This window comes from Massilia sp. DJPM01, assembly GCF_030348125.1.
Classification (GTDB): Bacteria; Pseudomonadota; Gammaproteobacteria; order Burkholderiales; family Burkholderiaceae_D; genus Telluria_A; species Telluria_A frigida.
The window spans coordinates 1-1479 of record NZ_JAQOZV010000166.1 but is presented as its reverse complement, the minus strand read 5'-3'; the positions used below and the strand labels follow the sequence as shown (position 1 = coordinate 1479).

1 protein-coding gene is annotated in these 1479 nt (G+C 61.0%); it reads left to right on the top strand.

Going from position 1 to position 1479, the window contains the following annotated elements; translation table 11 throughout:
- The first annotated feature begins 383 nt into the window (after nucleotides 1-383).
- Complete coding sequence (locus PO883_RS34395) at nucleotides 384-1370, top strand: hypothetical protein (protein ID WP_289313792.1); 987 nt, start codon at nucleotides 384-386, stop codon at nucleotides 1368-1370.
- Nucleotides 1371-1479: the final 109 nt, after the last annotated feature.

Below are 1479 nucleotides of genomic sequence, written 5' to 3'. Positions count from 1 at the left end.
ATATTACTCCTTGCTGATACTACCTATTCATGTTGGCAACGTGCCTTCGCTTTGGTCTGCCCCTTCGGTCCGGGACAATCACACCGCAGTCCTTCTATGTAACGGGTTACCTCGCGGAAAGTTTAATGAAATTAGGCAAGTATATTGTCGATCTCGCCCCTCAAGCCGGCTCCGCTCGCGGCGCTTGACGACCGCCGCAGCCGAAACTTGAGGGGCAAAAAAAGAGTTTTCACCCCTGTTTTCACGGCGCGACGCGGGGGCGGACCGGCCCCGGCCGATCTGTTCTGGATAAAATGCTATTTCCATACAACATTGTATTTATGGGGAACGGGTAAAATCCCGCCTGACATTGCCATACAACATTACCAATTTCGGAATACTCAATGGATTACAGCGACAATCCGCCGGACCAGACGGTCGCGCGCCTGGACCTTCTTGCCAATATTGCATTGGCTGCAGGTTTGCTCCTGCCCCTGTGGGCGGCCATGAGCGGCAGCGGCGACGCCTACGCGGCCGGGCGTTTCATCGGTGGCAGCGTGTTGGCGGTGTTCATCATCCTGGCGCTGCTCAAAGGCATCTTGAAGACCCACCCGCCGCTGCGCATGGCGTGCGCCAAGCTGGCGGTCGGGATCGTCCTGATACTGCTATCGCTGGGCAAGGTGGGCGCGATGAAGCGCGACATTGGCGCGATCCGCGCGGCCGGCCAGCAATTGGTGGCGACCATGAACGAGAAGGGCGAAGCGGCCGGCCCGGCGGCGGCCCCGGCCGCCAGTGAAGAAGCGCGCCGGGTGGTGGCCTTCGTGAATGGCGCCGGCGCGCTGCTGAAACGGCAGGTGGCCGAGCGCGAGTTGCTGGACAAGCAATTCGAGACGCTCGACATGAGCACCTTGCTGACGCCGGAGACGCTCACCTCGCGCAAGGCGATTGCCGCATCGCGCGCGAAGATGGCGCGCTACAGCGAGCTGGTCGACCAGCGCGACAAGATGATCATCGCCTCGGTCGAAGAAGGACGCGCCTACGTGCGCACGGCGAACGTGCCGGAACACTATCGTGGCAGCGAACTGGGTGCCGGCGCGCGGGTGGGTGAAGAGACGCTCAAGCTCAATGCGCAATTGACGGCGGTCGGGAAGGAATTCATCAAGAGCGTCGGAGACGTGCTCGACTTCGCCCAATCGCAACTCGGCAAAGCCAGGTTCCAGAACGGCAAGCTGATGTTTGCCAGCGAGCGCGACGTCGCCACCTTCCGCGCCCTGTCCCGGGAGATGGAAGAGATCGGCCTGCGGGAATCGGCGGTGGTCGACCGATTCAACGCGCATGTGGAAAAAACCAAGAAAGACGCCACCCGCCAGCTGGCGCCCGCCAAGCGCTAAGGCGCCCGGCACCAGCGCTGATTCCGAATACCATGGTCGGACAATCGAAGGCCCTCGCTCAAACCTCCTACCACCGGGGTCAGACCTCTGATTAGAAACATTGTTAAAC